This window comes from Halomonas garicola (genome assembly GCF_031935715.1).
GTDB lineage: Bacteria > Pseudomonadota > Gammaproteobacteria > Pseudomonadales > Halomonadaceae > Vreelandella > Vreelandella garicola.
Genome location: NZ_JASSZF010000008.1, coordinates 46,681 through 60,783, shown reverse-complemented (window position 1 = coordinate 60,783; position 14,103 = coordinate 46,681). Strand labels below are relative to the sequence as shown.

The following is a 14,103-nucleotide window of genomic DNA, read 5'->3' as shown; positions in this document are numbered from 1 at the left end:
GCTACAGCAGCGGTTCCAGCGGCAGCAGCGAGAATATCTTCACCCAGAAGCGTTTGAAGAATCCGGTCTCCGGTTCGCGGTGATGGGTGACCGGCTCGCCGTCGCGGGTTTCTTGCCAGCGCAGCTCGCCGTCTTCCAGCATGACCTGATAGGCGTTTTGGGGCACTTCGTTGTCAAAGGCGCTTTCCATGTCGGCGGCCAGTTCGGGGCTTTCGATCAAAAAGCCGATCTCGGTGTTGAGGTGGGTCGAGCGCGGGTCGAAGTTGAGCGAGCCGATGAACAGCACCTCGCCGTCCACGGCAAAGGTCTTGGCGTGCAGGCTTGAGGCGGCGCTGCTCATCACCCCGGCCCGGGGCTGCTTGCCGCCGCCGGTGGCCGCGCGCCGGGTTTCAAAGAGCGTGACGCCGGCGTCGAGCAGGGCTCGGCGGTATTTGGCGTAGCCCGAGTGCACCAGCGCCACGTCGTTGGCCGCCAGGGAGTTGGTCAGCACCGTGACGTCGACGCCCCGGGCTTCCAGCTCGGCAAAGAGGTCCACGCCCGCGTCACCGGGGATGAAATACGGCGATACCAGGGTGACCGAGGAGCGGGGATCATCCAGCGCCGCGGCGAGCTGGCGGCTCATCAGACGGTCCTTGTGGACATCGCCAAGCACTTTTTCGGGATCGTCGCTGATAACGTCCACCTGGGCCCAGGTCATTTCCAGCGACTCGTCCAGCAGCCGCTCCAGGAAGTCGGACTGTTCCAGGGCGTCGCGGTAGCGCCCGGCGTTGTCGCTGGGTTCGAGCAGCTCATCGAGAACCGCTTCGGGGTCCTGCACCTCGGGCAGCAGCTTTTTCACCGGATAGGCCGGGGCGCTGGCCCAGTAGCGGTCAAACTCCTGGTTGACCTCCCGGGCGGCAGGGCCGAGGGCGAGGACGTCAAGGTCGGCGAAGCGGCTTTGGGGGTTGGCGCCGAAATACTCATCGGCCACGTTGCGCCCGCCGATGATGGTGGCCTGGCCGTCGACGGTGAACGATTTGCTGTGCATGCGGCGGTTGAGCCGGGGAAAATCCCACAGATAGCCCAGCCACTTGGGCGTGCGTATGGGAAAGGGATTGAACAGCCTGATTTCAATATTGCGATGGGCGTCCAGCGCGGCAAGCGACTCGTCCAGCCCGGCAATGCCGTTGTCGTCCAGCAGCAGGCGCACGCGCACGCCGCGCTCGGCGGCGTCGTGCAGGGTGCGAAACAGCAGCCGGCCGATGGTGTCGTCGGCCCAGATGTAATACTGCACGTCGAGGGTCTTGTCGGCGCCTTCGGCGAGCAGCGCTCGGGCGCTGAAGGCATTCAGCGGCTCGGCCAGCGGGTAGACGCCGCTGACGCCCTCGGGGCGATCGGCCAGGCGCTGGCTCAGGGCGCGGCCAAGGCGGGTGTCCGCGGCCTGCTGGACAGAAAGCAGCTGGCTTGCCGGCCGCGGGCCCGGCGGCGGCAGCGCACAGCCGCCAAGCAACATGACCGCGGCAAGCAGGGCGCTCAGGCGAAATATAACGGGGGAAGAAAAAATCACGGCGGTATTCCGGAAACGGCGGTAAGAAGCGTCGGGCGCCCGGATAGAAAAAAGCCCGCCATCCTGAGGTATGGCGGGCTTTGGCTCACAGGCGGGCGCCGATTATAGCATTAGCGGCGCTGCCCCTGCTGGCGCTGGCCGCCACCGCGGTTGCCGGCCTGATCGGTGGGCGTGAGGGTGATTTCCACGCGGCGGTTCTGGGCGCGGCCGGCATCGCTATTGTTGCTGGCCACCGGCTGGTTTTCGCCGTAGCCCGTGGTATTGAGGCGCGAGGAAGATACCCCGCTCTGGCTCAGGTAGTTACCCACGGACTGCGCCCGGCGCTCGGACAGGCGCTGGTTATAGCTGGCTTCCCCGGTGCTGTCGGTATGCCCGGCGATGTTGACGCGGGTATCGGTGTATTCACGCAGCACGTTGGAGACTTCGTTCAGCGCGTTTTGCGCATCCGACGTCAGCTGGGAGGAGTCAAAGTCGAACGTCACGTTGCTGGGCATGTTGAGCACGATGTCGTCGCCCTGACGGTCAACTTCGATACGCGAGCCCTGCAGGCCTTCGCGCAGCTGGCTTTCCTGGCGGTCCATGTAGGCGCCCACGCCGGCACCGGCGGCGGCGCCCACGGCGGCGCCGATCAGCGCGCGGTCGCGGCGGCTGGTGCTGCCGCTACCGGACAGCGCACCGGCAGCCGCCCCCACGGCTGCGCCAATGCCCGACCCTTTGGCCGTGGTTGAGACACCGGCGCCCCTCTGGCCGTTATAGCCGCCCTGGCCGGCACAGCCGGCCAGCAGGATCGCGGCCGCCAGGGGTACCATTACTCGAGTCATGCGCATCGTTTTTCTCCTTCAGGGTCATGTCACAGAAATTACGGCTCAGTCGCTGCTGATATCAGCCAAGAGTTCGTTCAAGAATAATAAACCTTGGGGCGTAGGTTGCAGTTTTTCTGACGTTTCCTGCAAAAGTCCTTTTTTGACGCTGCCTTGCACACGTTCGTGCAGCGCGGCGGAAGGCTGGCCGGTATGGGCCTGCCAGAGCCTGGCCTCCACGCCGTCGGTCAGCCGCAGGGCGTTCATGCAGAACTCAAGCGGCAGCTCTTCCGCGGTAACCTCGCGCTTGCCTGCGACAAACCCTCGCATATCGTGGCGGCGCTGCAAATAGGCCTCGGGCTGGCGGGTTTTCCAGCGTCGCTCGACGGTCCACTGCCCGTTTTCGTCCACGTGGCTGAGCTTGCCGTGGGCGCCGGCGCCGATGCCCAAATAGTCGCCGAACCGCCAGTAGTTGAGATTGTGCCGGCTATGCTGCCCCGGGCGAGCGTAGGCGGATATTTCGTAGCGCTTAAGCCCCGCCTGGAGCAGGCGCTCGTGGCCCAGGTCCTGGATATCCCAGAGGGTTTCTTCCTCGGGCAGCGTCGGCGGCCGGGCGTGAAACGCGGTGTTGGGCTCAAGGGTCAGCTGGTACCAGGAAAGGTGCTCGGGCGCCAGCGCCAGGGCCTGTTCCAGGTCGTCAAGCGCCAGCGCCGGCGTCTGGCCCGGCAAGCCGTGCATGATGTCGATATTGAGGTTATCAAATCCGGCAGCCCGGGCCTGGGTCACGGCCCGCACCGCCTCTTCGCCGCCGTGAATACGCCCCAGCGCCTCGAGCTGGGCCTGTTGAAAGCTCTGCACGCCCAGCGACAGCCGGTTGATACCGGCATCCCGGTAGCCGCTGAAGCGCTGCTGCTCGGTGGTGCCGGGATTGGCTTCCATGGTGATTTCGATATCCGCCGCAAACCCCAGGCGCTGCCGGATTTCTGCCAGCAGGGTGCGATAAAACGCCGGCGACAGCAGGCTCGGCGTGCCGCCGCCGATGAAGATGGCGACGAGCTCGCGGCCCCGGGCAAGGGCCAGATCCTGGTCGAGATCGTCCAGCAGCGCCTGCAGGTAGGCGCTTTCCGGCAGCGCGTCGCGGCCGGATTCGTGGGAGTTGAAGTCGCAGTAGGGGCACTTGCGCACGCACCAGGGCGTGTGGATATAAAGCGACAGCGGCGGCAGTGTCGTCATGGCGCTGTGTTTCACGAGACCTCTTTGGCGGACGGCGCCTCGCCGTGCACGGCCTTGAGCTCTTCTACCAGGGTGTCGAGGGCGCGGCCACGGTGGCTGAGGCGGTTTTTTTCCTCGGCGGGCAGCTCGGCGACGCTCATGGCCGGCCCCGGCAGCCAGAACAGCGGGTCGTAGCCGAAGCCGCCTTCGCCCCGGGGGTGGGCCAGCACGTCGCCTTCCCAGCTGCGCTGGACGATGACCGGCACCGGATCAAAGGCATGGCGCAGATACACCAGCACGCACCAGTAGCGGCCGGTGCGCTGGCCTTCGGGGCAGTCGGCAAGGGCTTCGAGCAGCCGGGCGTTGTTGCGCGCGTCGCTTTTGGGCTCGCCGGCGAAGCGGGCGGAGTAGATCCCCGGCTGGCCGTTCAGGGCGTCGACTTCCAGCCCCGAATCGTCGGCCAGCGCCGGCAGGCCGCTGATCCGGCTGGCCTGGCGGGCCTTGAGCAGCGCGTTTTCCACAAAGGTCAGCCCGGTTTCCTCGACGTCGGGGACGCTGAAATCCGCCTGGGGGCGAACGTCCATCCCCAGCGGGCGAAGAATCTGGTTGAACTCCTTGAGCTTTCCGGCATTGCCGCTGGCGAGCACAAGGGTGCGTGTTGCGGTCATGGTGGTGATCTCCTTGGCAGTCGCTCAGTGTACGCCGGGCGGCACCCGGCGTACAAAGCCTATTGGCCCCATAAAAAAGCCGCCCGGAAAGGCGGCTTATCGCAGAATAGAAGGCACGGCGCCGTCATCGGGTTAATACCGAGGATAACGCCGACCGGCTTTACGCCATGCTGGCAAAGACCTTTTCCGCGGCGTCCAGGGTGTGCTGGATATCTTCGGCGGTGTGGGCGCTGGACATGAAGCCGGCTTCAAACGCCGACGGCGCCAGATAGACGCCTTCGTCGAGCATGCCGGTAAAGAAGCGGCGGAAGGCCTCAGGGTCGCAGGCGGTGGCCTGGGCAAAGTTGTCCACGCGGCTTTGAGCGGTGAAGAAGAGCCCAAACATGCCCCCGGCCGACTGCGCCACCATGGGCACACCGGCGGCGTCGGCGCGCTCCTTGAGGCCGTTGCACAGGGTTTCGACCCGCTGGGTCAGGGCATCGTGGAAGCCCGGCACCTGCACCTTGTTCAATAGCGTGGTGCCCGCGGCCATGGCCAGCGGATTCCCCGAGAGCGTCCCGGCGTGGTAGACCGGCCCCAGCGGCGAAATCTGCTCCATGATCTCGCGGCTGCCGCCGAAGGCGCCCACCGGCATGCCGCCGCCGACGATCTTGCCCAGGCAGGTCAGATCCGGAGTGACGCCGTAGTGCGCCTGGGCGCCGCCCAGGGCCACGCGGAAACCGGTCATCACTTCGTCGAAAATCAGCACGCTGCCGTATTCGTTGCACACCCGGCGCAGGGTTTCGAGAAACTCGGGCAGGGCGGGAATGCAGTTCATGTTGCCGGCCACCGGCTCGACGATGATGCCCGCGATCTGGTCGCCGATCTCTTCAAAGCAGGCTTCCACGTCGTCCGGGTCGTTGAACGACAGCGTCACGGTGTGCTCGGCAAGGGAAGCCGGCACGCCGGGCGAGTTGGGTACGCCGTGGGTCAGCGCACCGGAGCCGGCCTTGACCAGCAGCGAGTCGGAATGGCCGTGGTAGTTGCCCTCGAACTTGACGATCTTGTCGCGGCCGGTGTAGCCCCGGGCCAGGCGGATGGCCGACATGGTGGCCTCGGTGCCGGAGCTGGTCATGCGCAGCATTTCCATGCTCGGGATCATCTCGCAGATGAGGTCGGCCATGGTGGTTTCCTCCGCGGTGGGCGCGCCGAAGGAAAGGCCGTTGTCCAGCCGGGCGCGCACCGCGGCGAGCACGTCGCGGTCGGCGTGGCCGGTGATCATCGGCCCCCAGGAGCCCACGTAGTCCACGTAGCGATTGCCTTCCACGTCGAACAGGTAGGCGTCCTGGGCGCGCTCCATGAAGATTGGCGGGCGATCCATGCCCTTGAAGGCGCGTACCGGCGAGTTGACCCCGCCGGGGATCCGGCGGCTGGCAAGTTCAAACAGTTCAGCGGAAGTGGTCATGACATCCTCCTCGGGATAAATATGTCAGTGGCGGTGTGTATAAAAACGGTTGGGCAAATGCTGGCCGTGCGCCGGCCGGTAGCCGTGGGAGAGGCTTTGCCAGGCAAAATGCTGGGCCTGCTCGCACGCCGCGGCGAGCCCCTCGCCGGCGGCCAGGCGCGCAGCAATGGCGGCCGCCAGGGTACAGCCCGAGCCGTGGTACGTGGCCGGCAGCCGCGGCCACTGCCACTGGCGAGCGCTTTCCGGCGTATGCAGGGTATGGGTGACCGTGTCGCTACCGCTTCCCGGCAGCGGGTCGTCGGTGCCGGTGACCAGTACGCTCTGGCAGCCCGCGGACAGCAGCGCCACGGCCCGGGCCGTGTCATCGGCGCCCGCCATCTGCGGCGTCAGCCGGGCAAGCTCGTGGCGGTTGGGCGTGAGGATATCTGCATGCCCGATCAACTTATCCACAAAGCGTCGGCATAGATCGGGGGTGGATAACTCAGCGCCGCCGCCGGCCTTGAGCACCGGGTCGATCACCACCGGCACGCCGGGGAAGCGGCGCACAATGCGCTCGGCGGCCGCAAGCGTAGCCGCATCCGCCAGCAGCCCGATCTTGATCGCAGCCACCGGCATGTCGGTAAGCGCCTCCACCGCTTCTTCCATGAGGGCCGGGTCGGCCGGCACCACCCGGCGCACATCGGCGCAGCTCTGCACGGTCAGCGCGGTGGGCACGGTCAGCGCCCAGCCGCCGTTGGCGGCCACGGCTTCGCTGTCGGCTATTATGCCGGCGCCGCCGGTAGGGTCATGGCCGGCGAGCACCAGCACCACCGGGGGAAGCGAGTCGTTCAGCAGCGTCGTCGCCGTCAAAAGGGCTTCACCACGGCGAAAATCATGATCGCTATCAGCGCCAGCACCGGCAGCTCGTTAAACCAGCGGAAAAACACGTGGCGCTTGGTGCAGCGCTCTTCGGCAAGCTGCTTGAGGTAAATCAGGCAGACGTGGTGGTAGCCAATCAGCAGCACCACGAAAAATAGCTTGGCGTGCATCCACCCCTGGCTGAGCCACTGCGGGGAAAGCGCCAGCAAAATGAGGCCCAGCACGATGACCGCAATCATCGACGGCGTCATGATGCCGCGATACAGCTTGCGCTCCATGATCTTGAAATTTTCCACGCTCTCGCGCTCGTCGTTGTCCCGGGCAATGGCATGGTAGACATAAAGCCTCGGCAGATAGAACAGCGCGGCAAACCATGTGACCACGGCCATCAAGTGGATCGCCTTCACCCATAAATACATGCTGACTCCTTACCTTTGTGTGGCGGCTGCCTCAGAGAAGATTTCTGGTGTTGCCGCCGTCGCGGTTGGCCATCGGCCGGTCGTTATACTGATAGTAACGTTCCACCGCCCCGCGAGTGATGATACCTGAAATCCGCCGCTGCTTGAGATGGCGACCGTGCACCACGTAAAGCGCGCCCAGCGCTTCATCCTGGAGGGCGATAAACGCCTCGGACAGCGTGGCCTGAAGGCCAATGGGGGCAAGCTCCAGACGCTGACCGGGGATTTCCATCAGATCGATCCGCTGGTAGTCGCGGTGCCCCTGTTGAATAGGCGTTTCATGCTCAAGAAGCCAGCGGGCCAGGGCCGAACCGCGCAGCGCCAGCAGCGGCTTTTTCTGGCTCGAGCGCTCGATAATCAGCCAGACCGGATTGGTTTCGAGCAGCTTGTGCGCCGCGGCGGGGGTAATCATCCGCCGGGTCCGCACCAGGTTGCGCTCCATGACCGCCGGCACCGATACCCGGGACAGCGCCTGCATCAGCGGATGCTGCAGCGGATGGCGGCTGCCGCTCAGCGCGCTGTTGAAAAACCCCTTGCTGCCGGTGAGCTGGCGGCTGGTCAGGCAGGCCACCACCACGGTGAGCATGCCCGGCAGCATCATGTTGGGCGTATGGGTCAGCTCCAAAAGCGCCATCAGCGCGGCCAGCGGCGCCTGCAGAATGGCGCCCATCATCGCCGCCATGCCCAGCATGGCGTACACCGCGGGGCTCGCGGAGACGTTGGGCATCAGCTGGTTGCCGGCCAGGCCAAACAGCGCCCCGGCCGCGCCCCCGGCCACCAGGATCGGCCCTATGATGCTCACCGGGATGCCGCAGGCCACGGTAAACGCGGTCAGCAGCAGCTTGCCCACGGCCACCGCCAGCAGGACGTCGACGGTCAAGCTGCCGCTGAACGTCAGCCCCAGGGTGTCGTAGCCCATGCCCTGGACCTCGGGGTAGAACCAGGCAACCCCGCCGACCAGCACGCCGACCAGCGCAAAGCGGGCGGCCAAAGGAAACCTTTCCAGACGCCGACCCACCCGCGCCAGCTCTACAAAGCCGGCCGCCAGCAGGCCGATGCCCAGGGCGCTGACCACGATCCAGGGCAGGTTGGCAAGCGAGCCCAGCGCCACATCGCTTGCCTGGAAGGGGCTTTCGAAGCCGAACGCCAGCTGGGCCACCAGGCCGCTCACGGTGGAGGCGAGTATCACCGGCATAAACCCGGTAATGGTGTATTCCATCATCACCACTTCCATGGCGAAGATCACCCCGGCGATGGGGGTGTTGAACGACGCCGAAATGCCGGCGGCGGTACCGCAGGCCACCAGCACGCGCAGGCTGTTGTGCGGCAGGCGCAGGTACTGCCCGAGCCCGCTTGCCGCCGCCGCGCCCAGGTGAATAGCCGGCCCCTCGCGGCCGGCGGAAAGCCCGCCGAGCACCGAAACGAGCCCTACCCACCACTGGGTGAACCAGTTGCGGCGTAAAAAGCGCCCCTGATGGTAGGTCAGCCGCTCGATGACGTGGGCAATGCCGATCTTGCGCCCGGAGGGCGTCAGGCGGCCAAGCCAGAGGCCAATCAGCAGCACCGCCAGCAGCGGCAGCGCGGCGCGCACCCAGGGGGTGAGCTGTTCGAAGGCTTCGGGGCTTCCGTCGGGCATATAAAGCGACGCGCCCAGGCTCAACAGGCTGCGAAAGCCGACCATCAGCGCCCCGGTAATCACCCCGGAAACCAGCCCCAGCACGCAGAGCTGGGGCAGCGCATCGACGTTGGCGAGCTGGCGCCTGAAGCGCTTAAGGGTGAAAAACGAACGCAATATGCGTGCCACGCGGGGAATGTCCTTGTAGTGTCCTGGCCTTCGTACGTTTTACGCTGGTACTTGCCCTATTGTGTATCATAGGCGTATTTACTTCGACAGCCCGGCGACTCGGGGCGGGCATACGTCATAAAGGAGTCAAACGTGATCAAGGTTGGCATTGTAGGCGGTACCGGCTATACGGGCGTAGAGCTTCTGCGCCTTTTGGCCCAGCACCCTGGCGTCAGCGTCGAGGCGATCACCTCGCGCTCCGAGGCGGGGGTAAAGGTCACGGACATGTACCCCAATCTGCGCGGGCATTACGACGATCTCGCTTTCAGCGAGCCCGACGCCGACGCGCTTGGCCGCCTGGACGCGGTGTTTTTCGCCACGCCCCACGGCGTGGCCCACGCCCTCGCCGGCGAACTTCTCGCCCGGGGCACCCGGGTCATCGACCTCTCGGCGGACTTTCGCCTGCGCGACATCGCCGAATGGGAAGCCTGGTACGGCCAGACCCACGGCGCGCCTGAGCTTCTTGACGACGCCGTTTACGGCCTGCCGGAACTCCACCGCGAAGCGATCAAGAAGGCGCGGCTGATCGCCGTGCCGGGGTGCTACCCCACCGCCGTACAGCTCGGCTTTCTGCCGCTGCTGAAAGCCGGCATGATCGACCCCGGCCAGCTGATCGCCGACTGCAAGACCGGCGTCACCGGCGCCGGCCGGGGGGCCAAGGTCGGCTCGCTTTTGGCCGAGGCCAGCGAGTCGTTCAAGGCCTACGCCGTCAGCGGCCACCGCCACCTGCCGGAAATCCGCCAGGGGCTGGTCGCGGCGCACAACGGCGAGGTCAACCTTACCTTCGTCCCGCACCTGGCACCCATGATTCGCGGCATTCACGCCACGCTCTACGGCCAGCTTGTCGCCGAGCCGGAGGCCGATCTCCAGGCGCTGTTTGAAACCTGGTATGCCGATGAGCCCTTCGTCGACGTCATGCCCGCGGGCAACCACCCGGAAACCCGCAGCGTCAAGGGCAACAACGTCTGCCGGCTGGCCGTCCACCGCCCGGGAGGCGGCAACACCGTGGTGGTACTCTCGGTGATCGACAACCTGGTAAAAGGCGCCTCGGGCCAGGCCATCCAGAACCTCAACCTGATGTTCGGCCTTGACGAGCACCTGGGCCTTGAAGCCCCGGCGCTGATGCCCTGACGGCCCACTCGGGCAGATCCTACGAACGTTGACCCTTTTGCCGGGTCTTATCCATACTTAGCGTTGTAGATTATTACGCTAACGGATCGGCGGTGTGGCCACCGCCCGATTTCCTCTCACGCTTGCGGGAGATAGCCATGAGCACTGCAGCATCCTTTGTTCCCACCCCGCTGCTTCTTTCCGACAGCGCCCGTATACGGCTCAAGGCGCTGGTGGAAGAAGAAGGCAACCGCGCGCTCAAGCTGCGCGTCTACGTCACCGGCGGCGGCTGTTCGGGGTTTCAGTACGGCTTCGACTTTGCCGACAACGTATCCGACGACGACACCCTCATCGATTTTGACGACGCTTCGCTGGTGGTGGACCCGCTGTCCTACCAGTATCTGGTCGGCTCGACCGTTGATTACGAAGAGGGCCTGGCCGGCGCGCGCTTTCGCGTGGAAAACCCCAACGCCAGCTCGACCTGCGGCTGCGGCGCCTCTTTTATGGTCTGACGCCGGATCGTGCCCCTTTGCGCGGCGCTCACATGCCGCCAGCGCCTGCCCGCCCGCTTGACCCATCGCCGGTTTCTCGCCAAGGTTATCCTTGTCCCATAGCAGAAAAATCCAATAACTTGCCTGGCCGGCGCCGGGACCTATCCGACGCTGCGCCGCCAGGCACTATCAGACGGGGATAATCCAATGCGGAACAATAACCTGGCAACGATCACCCGGCAGGCCCTCGGCCGCACGCCTGTGGCTCATACCCTGCTGGCCGCCGCCATGGTCGCGGGCCTCGGCAGCGCCGGCGCCGCCATGGCCCAGGACAAGCCCAGCGTCAACGTGGCCACCGACCCAAGCTTTGTGCCCTTCGAGATGCTGGATTCCGAAACCGACGAAATGGTCGGCTTCGACATGGACATCATCAACGAGGTCGCCAAGCGCGCCGGCTTCGAGGTCAACCTGACCACCATGAAGTTCTCCGGCATCATTCCCGCCGTGCAAACCGGCAGTCAGGAAATCGCCATTGCCGGCACCACCATCACCGACGAACGCGCCAAGGTGGTGGACTTCTCCGACCCCTACTACGATTCCGGCCTGCGCCTGATGGTGCGCGAGGGCAACGACGACATCGAGACCCTGGAAGATCTCGAAGGCAAGTCGGTGTCCACCAAGATCGGTTCGACCAGCTACGACTTCCTCCAGGAAGAGCTCGGCGACAGCGCCGAGATCACGCCCTATCCCGGCACCTCCGACATGTACATGGCGCTTCTTGGCCGCAACGTCGACGCCGCCTTTTATGACGCCCCCAACGTCGCCTACTTCGCGCAGACCCAGGGCGAAGGCCGGGCCAAGGTAGTGGGCCCGCTGTACGAAGGCCAGCAGTACGGCATCGTCTTCCACCAGGGCAGCAAGTGGCTGGAGCCTGCCAACGAGGCGCTGGCGGCCATGAGAGAAGACGGCACCTACGAGGAGATCTACACCAAGTGGTTTGGTGAAGCCCCCGACGCCGACTAGGCCTTGGGCACCGGCCTTAAGCGTCATCCTGTTATATAGTGCCAATATATAGTACCAAGGGTTATAGGTGGTCAGGGCCGGTGGGCATCGCTCCCGGCCCTGCGTCATTTCATCACTGCGGTTTATCTATCGTCCCTGATCAGGAGATGCCCCCGTGGACGTAACCTTTAATTTTGACTGGGCAGCAGCGCTCGCCTCGATCCCCCACCTGCTGCCCGGCGTCCCCTGGACGCTTTTGATCTCGTTTGGCGGCCTCGCCATCGGCTTTATCATCGGTATCATCTTCGGGCTGATGCGCATCAGCCCGCTGCGCTGGATGCGCTGGCCGGCCATTGTCTATATCGAAGTGTTTCGCGGCACGCCGATCCTGGTTCAGGTGCTGTTTATTTTCTACGGCCTGCCCCAGCTGCTCGGCGGGCCGATCAATGCGCTGACCGCGGGGATCGCCGCCATTGCGGTCAACTCCGGCGCCTACATTTCCGAAATCGTCCGCGGCGGCGTGCAGTCCATCGAGCGCGGCCAGCGCGAAGCGGCGCTGTCGCTGGGCCTTTCCCGCCGCCAGTCGTTTCGCTACATCATCTGGCCCCAGGCGCTGCGCCGCATGGTGCCGCCGCTGGGCAACCAGGCCATCATCAGCATCAAGGATACCTCGCTGTTTTCCGTGATCGGCGTCGGCGAGCTCGTCCGCCAGGGGCAGATCTATATCGCCACGACCTTTACCGCCATGGAGGTCTATTTCATGGTGGCGCTGCTTTATCTCGCCATCACCTGGACGCTTTCCCTCTTGCTCACGCAGCTGGAGCGCAGAGGCCTTGCCGGAGAATAAGGACTGCCCATGAACGCAACGACGCAATCGACCCCCACCGCGCAGCCTGACCGGAACGCGCCGCCTATCGTGCACATGCAAAAGCTCAACAAGCACTTTGGCAGCCTGCACGTGCTCAAGGATATCGATCTGGAGATCGCCCCCGGCGAAGTCGTGGTGGTGATCGGCGCCAGCGGCTCGGGAAAATCCACTCTGATCCGCTGCATCAACGGCCTGGAAGAGTTTCAGCAGGGCTCGCTCGACGTGGCCGACAAGACGCTTCACCCCCACGGCAAGGGCGGACAGGCGCTGCAGCAGATCCGTACCGAAGTCGGCATGGTGTTTCAGCAGTTCAACCTGTTTCCCCACCTCAGCGTGCGCGACAACGTCACCCTGGCACCGATCAAGGTTCGCGGTGCCAGCCGCCGCGACGCCACCGGCAACGCCACCCGCCTGCTGGAGCGCGTGGGCATCGAGGATCAGGCCGACAAGTACCCGTCGCAGCTCTCCGGCGGCCAGCAGCAGCGCGTGGCGCTGGCCCGGGCGCTGGCCATGGAGCCGCGGCTGATGCTGTTCGACGAGCCCACCTCGGCGCTGGACCCGGAGATGATCGGCGAAGTGCTGGACGCCATGCGCGAGCTGGCCAAGGAAGGCATGACCATGGTGGTCGTCACCCACGAAATGGGCTTTGCCCGGGAAGTGGCCGACCGCGTGATTTACATCCACCAGGGAGAAATCACCGAGGAAGGCCCGCCCGAGCAGCTGTTCGATGCGCCGCAGCACGAGCGCACCCAGAACTTCCTCGCGCGGATACTCAAACACTGAGGATACGGGCGGTATTTATTCCACGGCCGGCGTCGGGCGCACCAGAATTTCGTTGACATCCACGTGGGCTGGCTGGCTGAGGGCATAGATCGCCGCGTTGGCGATGTCTTCGTCTTTCATGGCATGGGAAGGGCGCTCGTCAAAGAAGGGCGTATCCACCATACCGGGCTCGATCAGGGTGACGCGCATCCCGGTGCCGCGCAGCTCTTCGCGCAGGTTGTGGCCGATGCCGGTCACCGCCCATTTGCTGGCGCTGTACATGGAGCCGGGAATGGTCGCGCGCCCGGCGGCAGAGCCGGTCAGCAGCATATGGCCCTGGCTTTCCTTGAGGGCGGGAAGCGTCGCCTGCAGGGTCAGGCCGAGGCCGTAGACGTTGGTCAGCAGCATGTCCTTCCACTGCTCGGGGTCTGCCCCGCTGAACCCGCCGGGGGAACCGCCGCGCCCGGCGTTGGCAAAGACCGCGTCCAGCCGGCCGAAGCGCTCGAGCGCCTTTTCGACCATGGCCTGCTGATCGTCTATCGAGGTTACGTCGCAGCTCACGGTCATCACCCGATCGGTGCCAATCTCCTCGGCGAGGGCGTCGAGTTTATCGACGCTGCGCGCCGCCAGTACCAGCCGGTAGCCTTTCTCTGCGGCGGCGCGAGCCGTCGCGGCACCGATGCCGCTTGAGGCGCCGGTAATCAGCAATACGCGATCTTCCATAGGGATCTCCTGTTAACGGATTCGCGGGGCAATCAAGATCCAAGACTAACGCCGCCCGTGTTTCCTGCTCAAGGGATCGATACCGTCCCTACCCTTCTATCAGATCCCGCGCTGTGGAATCCATCCTGCACGATCATTCTGCATTCCTGGGTCTCTCTGCGCCGATTTTGCCAGACCTATTGCACCAAAACCCTGCTAAAACAGGCTTTTTTGCCTGTGGATACTATTTTTTACGTGGACGCTCCCGAACGGCTACGGGCCCCGCGCCAGGCGGGAAAAAGGCCGTTTGCTGCGCCGCGCTCAGGTTGTTCACAGGCG

Annotated in this window: 14 protein-coding genes; 5 read left to right on the top strand and 9 right to left on the bottom strand. The window is 65.0% G+C overall.

Annotated elements, in window-relative coordinates; translation table 11 throughout:
• Position 1 precedes the first annotated feature (1 nt).
• From RS027_RS04865 to RS027_RS04830, 8 genes are all read right to left on the bottom strand, one after another.
• Positions 2-1,546, bottom strand: coding sequence for a phospholipase D family protein (locus RS027_RS04865; protein ID WP_311954801.1), 1,545 nt, complete (start codon positions 1,544-1,546; stop codon positions 2-4).
• A gap of 110 nt (positions 1,547-1,656) precedes the next feature.
• Complete coding sequence (locus tag RS027_RS04860) at positions 1,657-2,373, bottom strand: YiaD family glycine zipper/OmpA-like lipoprotein (RefSeq protein ID WP_311954800.1); 717 nt, start codon at positions 2,371-2,373, stop codon at positions 1,657-1,659.
• A 39-nt stretch (positions 2,374-2,412) separates the two neighbouring features.
• Positions 2,413-3,579 (bottom strand): radical SAM family heme chaperone HemW, encoded by a 1,167-nt coding sequence (gene hemW, locus RS027_RS04855; RefSeq protein WP_311954825.1) that lies wholly within the window; start codon positions 3,577-3,579, stop codon positions 2,413-2,415.
• An 11-nt stretch (positions 3,580-3,590) separates the two neighbouring features.
• Positions 3,591-4,226, bottom strand: coding sequence for an RdgB/HAM1 family non-canonical purine NTP pyrophosphatase (gene rdgB, locus RS027_RS04850; RefSeq protein ID WP_311954799.1), 636 nt, complete (start codon positions 4,224-4,226; stop codon positions 3,591-3,593).
• Between the two features lie 160 nt (positions 4,227-4,386).
• Positions 4,387-5,670, bottom strand: a complete 1,284-nt coding sequence (hemL, locus tag RS027_RS04845; RefSeq protein WP_311954798.1) for a glutamate-1-semialdehyde 2,1-aminomutase — start codon at positions 5,668-5,670, stop codon at positions 4,387-4,389.
• Between the two features lie 24 nt (positions 5,671-5,694).
• A complete protein-coding gene (thiD, locus tag RS027_RS04840; RefSeq protein ID WP_311954824.1) occupies positions 5,695-6,501 on the bottom strand; it encodes a bifunctional hydroxymethylpyrimidine kinase/phosphomethylpyrimidine kinase in 807 nt (268 codons plus the stop codon).
• Between the two features lie 14 nt (positions 6,502-6,515).
• Positions 6,516-6,947: a protoporphyrinogen oxidase HemJ gene (gene hemJ / locus RS027_RS04835; protein WP_311954797.1), complete on the bottom strand. Its 432-nt coding sequence runs from the start codon at positions 6,945-6,947 to the stop codon at positions 6,516-6,518.
• Between the two features lie 31 nt (positions 6,948-6,978).
• The gene (locus tag RS027_RS04830) at positions 6,979-8,790 is read right to left on the bottom strand and encodes a chloride channel protein (RefSeq protein WP_311954796.1); all 1,812 of its coding nucleotides are present in this window, start codon (positions 8,788-8,790) and stop codon (positions 6,979-6,981) included.
• 132 nt (positions 8,791-8,922) lie between these two features.
• On the opposite strand from RS027_RS04830, the gene argC reads away from it, so the two are divergent.
• The 5 genes from argC (at position 8,923) to RS027_RS04805 (ending at position 13,083) form a co-directional block, all read left to right on the top strand.
• The gene (gene argC / locus RS027_RS04825) at positions 8,923-9,960 is read left to right on the top strand and encodes an N-acetyl-gamma-glutamyl-phosphate reductase (protein ID WP_311954795.1); all 1,038 of its coding nucleotides are present in this window, start codon (positions 8,923-8,925) and stop codon (positions 9,958-9,960) included.
• Between the two features lie 137 nt (positions 9,961-10,097).
• Entirely contained in the window at positions 10,098-10,451 is a 354-nt protein-coding gene (gene erpA / locus RS027_RS04820; RefSeq protein WP_311954794.1) for an iron-sulfur cluster insertion protein ErpA, read from the top strand.
• 267 nt (positions 10,452-10,718) lie between these two features.
• Entirely contained in the window at positions 10,719-11,453 is a 735-nt protein-coding gene (locus RS027_RS04815) for a transporter substrate-binding domain-containing protein (protein WP_311954823.1), read from the top strand.
• A gap of 154 nt (positions 11,454-11,607) precedes the next feature.
• Positions 11,608-12,279 carry an amino acid ABC transporter permease gene (locus tag RS027_RS04810; RefSeq protein ID WP_311954793.1) on the top strand — a complete coding sequence of 224 codons (672 nt, stop codon included), beginning with the start codon at positions 11,608-11,610 and terminating at the stop codon, positions 12,277-12,279.
• Positions 12,280-12,288: 9 nt separating this feature from the next.
• Complete coding sequence (locus RS027_RS04805) at positions 12,289-13,083, top strand: amino acid ABC transporter ATP-binding protein (protein ID WP_311954792.1); 795 nt, start codon at positions 12,289-12,291, stop codon at positions 13,081-13,083.
• 15 nt (positions 13,084-13,098) lie between these two features.
• Here the strand turns inward: RS027_RS04805 and RS027_RS04800 are convergent, their stop codons facing one another.
• Entirely contained in the window at positions 13,099-13,785 is a 687-nt protein-coding gene (locus RS027_RS04800) for an SDR family oxidoreductase (RefSeq protein ID WP_311954791.1), read from the bottom strand.
• Positions 13,786-14,103: the final 318 nt, after the last annotated feature.